Here is a 7,291-nt window from a genome sequence, read left to right as displayed (position 1 = left end):
CCGACACGTTCGAGCGCCCGATCTACGCGGGCAACGCGATCGCGACGGTGCAGTCGAGCGATCCGATCAAGGTCATCACGGTGCGTGCAACGGGTTTCGATCCGGTGGCAGCGGAAGGCGGCAGCGCATCGGTCGAGAAGATCGAAGCGGCAGCTGATGCAGGCAAGTCGCAGTTCGTGAGCCGTGAAGTGACGAAGCTGGACCGTCCGGAACTGACGAGCGCAAGCATCATCGTGTCGGGCGGCCGAGGTCTGGGCAGCGGCGAGAACTACACGAAGGTGCTGGAGCCGCTGGCGGACAAGCTGAGCGCGGCGCTGGGCGCATCGCGCGCGGCAGTCGACGCGGGCTACGTGCCGAACGACTATCAAGTCGGCCAGACCGGCAAGATCGTTGCGCCGCAGCTGTACATCGCGGTCGGCATCTCCGGTGCGATCCAGCACCTGGCCGGCATGAAGGATTCGAAGGTGATCGTCGCGATCAACAAGGATCCCGAAGCGCCGATCTTCAGTGTGGCCGACTACGGCCTCGTCGGCGATCTGCACGAGCTGGTTCCGGCGCTGACCGTGTCGATCTGATTTCCCCCCAATCCGTCAGGATCGCCTGATCCTGCGCGCACCGTCTTCCCGTTGGGTCGGCGCGCGAACCCTGCACAGGACCTTTCCGGCTTCGCCGGCCGGTCGCCGTCGACGCACACCCGGGTGCGTTTGCGCGACCGGCTGGAACAGCTCCAGGGTCCGAGCGATTCCCAAGCGCAGTTTTCCACCGGTCAGGAGCCGAGCATGGAACGTACCGCTTCACCCGTCGCCCATTCATCGCTGATCGAGCGCCGCTCGATCGACTACATTCCCGAAGCCGAGCGCCACGGCAATCTCTTCAGTCAGTTCACCTTGTGGTTCGGCGCGAACCTGCAGGTCACGGCGGTTGTCGTCGGCGCGCTCGCGGTGGTGCTGGGCGGTGACGTGTTCTGGTCGCTGATCGGCCTGCTGGCGGGGCAGATGCTCGGTGGAGCGGTGATGGCGCTGCATGGCGCGCAAGGGCCGCAGCTCGGGTTGCCGCAAATGATCTCGAGCCGCGTGCAGTTCGGCGTGTACGGCGCGATCGTGCCGCTCGTGCTCGTCTGCGTGATGTATGTCGGATTCTCGGCGGGCGGTACGGTGCTGGCCGGACAGGCGATCTCGGAATTGCTGAGCGTCGACCATGCCACGGCGATTCTGATTTTCTCGGCGCTCATCGTCCTGCTCACGGGCCTAGGCTATCGCACGATTCATGCGATGGGCCGCGTCTCGAGTATCGTCGGCACCCTCGCGTTCCTGTACCTGTTCGCGAGCCTGTTGCACGGGCATGCGTTCAGCGTGCTGCTCGCGAATCGTCATTTCACGCTCGCGTCGTTTCTGCTCGCGGTGTCATTGTCCGCGTCGTGGCAGATCGCTTATGGCCCGTATGTCGCCGACTATTCCCGCTACCTGCCGAAGTCGACGTCGCCCAGGAAGACCTTTCTCGCGGTGTTCGCCGGTACCGTGATCGGCGCGCAGGTGTCGATGACATTCGGCGTGCTGGCCGCCGCGCTCGCCGGCGATCGCTTTTCGGGGCACGAGGTCGCGTTCATTGTCGGTCTAGGCGCGTCAGGCGCGATCGCCGCCGTGCTTTATCTGACGATCGCGCTGGGCAAGCTGACGATCACGACGCTCAATGCGTACGGCAGTGTCATGTCGGTTGCGGCGATCCTGACCGGATTCGGCGGCCGGCGCGAGATTTCACCGCGCACGCGCATCGTGTTCGTTTTGCTGACCGTCGCCGCATCGAGTGGCATCGCGCTCGCCGGACAGCACGATTTCCTGAAGGCGTTTTCGTCGTTTCTGCTGTTCCTGCTCGTGTTCTTCACGCCGTGGAGCGCGATCAACCTCGTCGACTACTACTGCGTCACGCGCGGACGCTACGACGTGTCGGCGCTCTTCGATCCCGACGGCCGGTACGGGCGCTGGAACGTCGCGGGCATCGTGGTCTATGCACTCGGCGTGCTCGTGCAGATGCCGTTCGTCGCGACCGGGTTCTATACGGGGCCGTGGGTCGATGCGCTTGGCGGCGTGGACGTGTCGTGGATCGTCGGGATCGTCGTGCCGGGCCTGCTGTACTACATCGTGTCGCGCGGATCGACGGCGAACGTACCGGATCGACCGATCGCGCCGCGATCGGCCGGCGACGCCGAGTGACGCGACGTTCACGCGCGGGCAGGCTCACTGGGCCGCGCACCGCTGTCGTGCGGTGCCGCCCGCACTGCCTCCATCGCCCGCGCCAGCGCATCGAACACCGCCGGCCCCTTGCAGCGCGACACGTTGAAGCGCAGGTACGACGTTGCATTGTGCGAAGCGCTGAACACGTTACCGGGCGCGAGCACCATGTCGTGGTCCAGCGCATGGCGCGCGACGCGTGCGGCGTCGAGCCCGTCGGGCAACTCCGCCCACACGAACAGGCCGCCGCGCGGCTCCGTCCAGATCCTGAGCCCGGCGCGCGTGACGCGCCGGAGCGTTTCGCCCATCGCGTCTGCGAGGCGTGCGCGCAGGCTGTCGACGTGGCGCCGGTACGTGCCGTCGACGAGCAGCCGGTGGACGACGTTCGCGCCGATCTGCGCATGGCCGAACGACGTCGCGAGCTTCAGGTCGACGAGCGCCTCGATCCATTCCGGGCGCGCGGCGACGTAGCCGCAGCGGATCGCGGCCGACAGCGTCTTCGAGAAGCTGCCGATCGACACGACGCGCGACAGCCCGTCGAAAGCCGCGAGGCGCGGGGCCGGCGTACTCTCGAAATCCGCGAAGATGTCGTCCTCGACGATCAGCAGGCCATGTTCGGCCGCGAGCGTCAGCAGCCGGTGCGCGACGGGCGCCGCGAGCGTCGCGCCGGTCGGGTTGTGCAGCGCGGAGTTGGTGATGTACAGGCGCGGCCGGTGTTCGGCGAGCACCTGCTCGAAGCGCGCGAGATCGGGGCCGTTCGGCGTGTACGGGACGCTGACGATCCGCGCACGGTGCGCGCGCAGCAGCGCCTGGAAGTTGAAGTAGCACGGATCGTCGAGCACGACCGTGTCACCCGGCTCCAGCAGCAGCCGGCAGACGAGATCGAGCGCGTGCGAGCCGCCGTCGGTCAGCATGATCTGCGTGGGTTCGGCCTGGACGCCGTGCTGCGCAAGTCGCCAGGCGAGCTGCTGGCGCATCGCGGGCAGGCCGAGCGGTGTCGCATAGTCGGTCAGCGCGTCGGCTTCGTCGCGCGACGCGGCGCGCAGCGCGCGGCGCAGGCTCTCGTCGGGCAGCCACGACGGCGGCAGCCATCCGCAACCGGGCTTCACGGACGTCGGCGCCGCTTCGAGCGACTGGCGCGACAGCCACAGCGGATCGAGCCCGCGATCGAGCTGCGGGCCGAGATCGGCGAGCGCGAGCGGCGGCGCATGCCCCGACACATAGAAACCCGAGCCGCGCCGCGCGACCAGCACGCCTTCGCTCGCGAGCCGCTCGTACGCATCGACGACGGTCGATTTCGACACGCCCAGCGCGTCCGCCATCATCCGGATCGACGGCACGCGCGCGCCGGGCACCAGCGCGCGGCTCGCGATGCGTGCACGCAACGTATCCATCACGGTTTCCACCCGCGTGCGCGACGGGGTGGGTGGAACGGGAAGCGGGGCGGCCTGGCTCATGGCGAAGAATGAACTGTACGGCCGGTTGTCCAGTACAGTTTGTCCGAATTGTATTGGTCTGTAGCTTACGCGCTTTTCGCGGGCGGCGGATCATCGGTCATCCACTTTCCCCGTTCAGGATTTCCCGTGCAAAAGACGACCGACGGATGGCTCAGCGGCCTGCTGGGCGTGATCATCTTCAGTGGCTCGCTGCCCGCGACACGTATCGCGGTGCAGGGGCTCGATCCGCTGTTCCTCACCTTTGTGCGCGCGACGATCGCCGGCGCGCTCGGCCTGCTGCTGCTCGTCGGGCTGAAGCAGCGGCGCCCGACACGTGCCGAGGCGGTGTCGCTCGCCATCGTCGCGCTCGGGGTCGTGATCGGCTTTCCGTTGCTGACGGCGCTTGCGCTGAAGCACGTGACATCGGCGCACGCGATCGTGTTCGTCGGGTTGCTGCCGCTCGCGACCGCGCTGTTCGGCGTGTGGCGCGGCGGCGAACGGCCGCGGCTGCCGTTCTGGATCTTCTCGATCATCGGCAGCGGCGCGGTGGCCGCGTTTGCGTTGCGCAACGGCGGCCAGGCGTCGGTGGTCGGCGATGCGCTGATGCTGGCCGCGATCGTCGCGTGCGGGCTGGGCTACGCGGAAGGCGCCCGCCTGTCGCGCGAGCTCGGCGGCTGGCAGGTGATCTCGTGGGCGCTCGTGCTGTCGCTGCCGCTGATGCTGCCGCTCACGTGGTTCACCTGGCCCGTGTCGTTCGACGGCGTCGATGCCGCCGCGCTGTGGGGGCTCGCGTACGTGTCGCTGTTCAGCATGCTGATCGGCTTCGTGTTCTGGTATCGCGGGCTCGCGCTCGGCGGGATCGCAGGGGTCGGTCAGTTGCAGCTGCTGCAGCCGTTCTTCGGCCTGCTGCTGGCGGCCGGGCTGCTGCACGAGACGGTGCCGCCGTCGATGGTCGCGGTGACGGTCGTCGTGGTCGGCTGCGTGGCGGGTGCGAAGTACTTCTCGAAAATGGCGCCCGTGCGGCGCGCGGGCTGACGTACAAGCCTGAACCGATGCGCGGGCGCGACCGGTCGAAGGTCGCGTCCGTGCGCACTCAAGCGTCCGGCGTGCACACGCGCAAGCGGTGGCCGTCCGGGTCGAGCGCGACGAACGTCAGGCCGAACACGGCCGTCATCGGCGCTTGCTCGAACGGCACGCCGAGCGATTGCCATGCGTCGTACAGGCGCTGGACCTCGCGGTCGTCGTCGACCATGAACGCTAGTTCCGACCGGTGGCCGGCGCCGCCCGACACGAAATCGCGCGCGCTGGTCGACCACAGGCCCAGGTGCAGCCCGTTGTCGAACGTGAACGCCGCATAGGTGGGAAACGCGGCGACCGGCGCGCGCCCGAACAGGCGCTCGTAGAACTGCGCGCTACGCGCCGGGTCCTCGACATACAGAAGAACGAGATTCGGGGAAGTCATGCGGAGCCATCCAGGGTTCGATTAAGATGCGTGTCATTCTATGAACGGATGCTGTCAGAAAGTGGCAGCATGGAACAATGACGCGTGCCGAACGATTGCTCTCGCTGCTGCAGGTGCTGCGGCGCCACCGCCGCCCGGTGAGCGGCCGCGTGCTGGCCGGGGAGCTCGGCATCAGCCTCCGTACGGTCTATCGCGATATCGCGTCGCTGCAGGCACAGGGCGCGGACATCGAAGGCGAGGCCGGTATCGGCTATGTGCTGCGTGCGGGATTCATGCTGCCGCCGCTGATGTTTTCGCAGGCGGAACTGGAAGCGCTGATGCTCGGCTTTCGCTGGGTCGGGAAGTTTGCCGATGCGCAGCTCACGGCGGCGGCTGCCGATGCACTCGCGAAGATTTCCGCGGTGCTGCCGGCCGAGCTGCGCCGCGAGATGGAATGCACGACACTGCTCGTCGGCCCGCGCACGATCGTGGACCGCGAAACCATCGACATGGGTGTCGTGCGCGCGGCGATCCGCACCGAAAGCAAGCTCGGGATCCGCTATGCGGGCGAGCGCCGGAAAACGATCGACGAACGGATCGTGTGGCCGTTCGCGCTCGGCTATTTCAATGACGTGCGGATCCTGGCGGCGTGGTGCGAAGACCGGAACGATTTCCGGCATTTCCGGGCGGATCGCATCGTCGCGCTCGAACCGCTGGAGGTGCGCTATCCACGGCGGCGCGCGGCGTTGCTGAAGGCGTGGCGCGCGGCGGGTGCCGACGTGCGCGTGACGGTGAGGTAGGGGGCGGCCGGGGCGCGCAGGCCGCGCACCCCGTTCCGTCATGCAGGCGTTACTCGAACGTTTCGAGCGCGAGCAATTCGTCGATCGTCTGCCGGCGGCGAATCAGCCGCGGCGTGCCGCGATCGACGAGCACTTCCGGCGCGAGCGGCCGGCTGTTGTAGTTCGATGACATCGACGCGCCATACGCGCCTGCATCATGCAGGAACAGCAGGTCGCCGATCTGCGGCTGCGCCAGCTTGCGGTGCGTGACCACGCCGCCCGCGTCCTGCGTGAACACGTCGCCCGATTCGCACAGCGGCCCCGCGATCGCGAGATCGACGAGCGGCCGTCCGGCCGGCAGCGCGCCATCGTGCGTGTGCACCGACACCGCGTGGTAGCTGCCGTACATCGACGGGCGCATCAGGTCGTTGAAGCCCGCGTCGATCAGCACGAAGTCGTGCTTCGGCCGGCGGTTGACGGCCTGCACTTCGGTGACGAGCGTGCCGGCTTCGGCGACGAGGAAGCGACCCGGCTCGATCTCGATGCGCACCGGGTGGCCGAGGTGACGCTCGATCCGCTTGCGCGCGGCGTCCCACTGGCTGAAGTAGTGACCGACGTCGACGCGCGGCTCGCCGTCGCGATACGGGATCGACAGGCCGCCGCCGGCCGAGATCGCGTCGATGTCATGGCCGAGCGACGTGACGAGATCGACCATCGCATCGCACACCTGCGACAGGTGGCCGTAGTCGACGCCCGAGCCGATATGCATGTGGATGCCGACGAGCTTCAGCCCGTACTGGCGCACGATCTCGATCGCGCGCGGCACGTCGTCGATCCAGATGCCGTGCTTGCTCTGCGGGCCGCCGGTGTTGGTCTTGTTGCTGTGGCCGTGGCCGAAACCGGGGTTGACGCGCAGCCACACGCGGTGGCCGGGCGCGTGCTCGCCGATGCGGGCGAGCATGTCGAGCGAACCGGCGTTCACGGTCACGCCGTGCTTCAGCACGGCCGCGAGCGTCGGGCGGTCGATCAGGTCGGCCGTGAACACCACGCCTTCCGGCTCGCCGGCGGGGCTGAACCCGGCCGCGAGGCTGCGCTCGATCTCGCCGAGCGACACCGCATCGACGCACGCGCCTTCCTCGCGCATCAGCTTCAGGATATGGACGTTCGAGTTCGCCTTCTGCGCATAACGGATCACGTCGAACTGGCGCAGTTGGGCGATGCGGTCGCGGATGACGTCGGCGTCGTACACCCACAGCGGGGTGCCGTATTGCTGCGCGAGCGTCGCGAGCTGGCGGGAATCGAGAGACATGGCAGATGAATCGGGTCGAATGAACGGATAACGGGAATGATGCGCCAGATTGCCTATCCAGTAAAATGCCTGTTTATCGACATTCGATTCATATCTGA

At 67.6% G+C, this 7,291-nt stretch carries 7 protein-coding genes; 4 read left to right on the top strand and 3 right to left on the bottom strand.

The annotated features are described in order from the left end of the window. Window positions 1–575, top strand: a 575-nt coding sequence (locus QZM35_RS08805) for an electron transfer flavoprotein subunit alpha/FixB family protein (RefSeq protein WP_301775795.1), incomplete at its 5' end; no start/stop codon positions are given. Window positions 576–779: 204 nt separating this feature from the next. After that, complete coding sequence (locus QZM35_RS08800; protein ID WP_301775794.1) at window positions 780–2,210, top strand: cytosine permease; 1,431 nt, start codon at window positions 780–782, stop codon at window positions 2,208–2,210. An 8-nt stretch (window positions 2,211–2,218) separates the two neighbouring features. Here the strand turns inward: QZM35_RS08800 and QZM35_RS08795 are convergent, their stop codons facing one another. After that, window positions 2,219–3,685: a PLP-dependent aminotransferase family protein gene (locus QZM35_RS08795; protein WP_301775793.1), complete on the bottom strand. Its 1,467-nt coding sequence runs from the start codon at window positions 3,683–3,685 to the stop codon at window positions 2,219–2,221. Window positions 3,686–3,811: 126 nt separating this feature from the next. Here QZM35_RS08795 and QZM35_RS08790 point away from each other — a divergent pair, with 126 nt between their 5' ends. Continuing rightward, entirely contained in the window at window positions 3,812–4,699 is an 888-nt protein-coding gene (locus QZM35_RS08790; protein ID WP_089427030.1) for a DMT family transporter, read from the top strand. Between the two features lie 58 nt (window positions 4,700–4,757). Here the strand turns inward: QZM35_RS08790 and QZM35_RS08785 are convergent, their stop codons facing one another. Continuing rightward, a complete protein-coding gene (locus QZM35_RS08785; RefSeq protein WP_089432997.1) occupies window positions 4,758–5,126 on the bottom strand; it encodes a VOC family protein in 369 nt (122 codons plus the stop codon). Between the two features lie 77 nt (window positions 5,127–5,203). Here QZM35_RS08785 and QZM35_RS08780 point away from each other — a divergent pair, with 77 nt between their 5' ends. Further along, window positions 5,204–5,905: a YafY family protein gene (locus tag QZM35_RS08780; RefSeq protein WP_301775792.1), complete on the top strand. Its 702-nt coding sequence runs from the start codon at window positions 5,204–5,206 to the stop codon at window positions 5,903–5,905. Window positions 5,906–5,954: 49 nt separating this feature from the next. On the opposite strand, the gene lysA is transcribed toward QZM35_RS08780, so the two are convergent. Next, window positions 5,955–7,193 (bottom strand): diaminopimelate decarboxylase, encoded by a 1,239-nt coding sequence (gene lysA / locus QZM35_RS08775; RefSeq protein WP_301775791.1) that lies wholly within the window; start codon window positions 7,191–7,193, stop codon window positions 5,955–5,957. Between the last annotated feature and the right edge of the window lie 98 nt (window positions 7,194–7,291).

This window comes from Burkholderia sp. AU45274, from assembly GCF_030482505.1.
Classification (GTDB): Bacteria; Pseudomonadota; Gammaproteobacteria; order Burkholderiales; family Burkholderiaceae; genus Burkholderia.
Note: the sequence above shows the minus strand (reverse complement) of the source record. Positions and strands in the feature narration are given on the sequence as shown.

Excerpts from the sequence above, each read along its gene's own strand:
- QZM35_RS08800 (WP_301775794.1), top strand. The coding sequence starts at position 780 with ATGGAACGTACCGCTTCACCCGTCGCCCATTCATCGCTGATCGAGCGC.
- QZM35_RS08795 (WP_301775793.1), bottom strand. The coding sequence starts at position 3,685 with ATGAGCCAGGCCGCCCCGCTTCCCGTTCCACCCACCCCGTCGCGCACG.
- QZM35_RS08785 (WP_089432997.1), bottom strand. The coding sequence starts at position 5,126 with ATGACTTCCCCGAATCTCGTTCTTCTGTATGTCGAGGACCCGGCGCGT.
- QZM35_RS08780 (WP_301775792.1), top strand. The coding sequence starts at position 5,204 with ATGACGCGTGCCGAACGATTGCTCTCGCTGCTGCAGGTGCTGCGGCGC.
- lysA (WP_301775791.1), bottom strand. The coding sequence starts at position 7,193 with ATGTCTCTCGATTCCCGCCAGCTCGCGACGCTCGCGCAGCAATACGGC.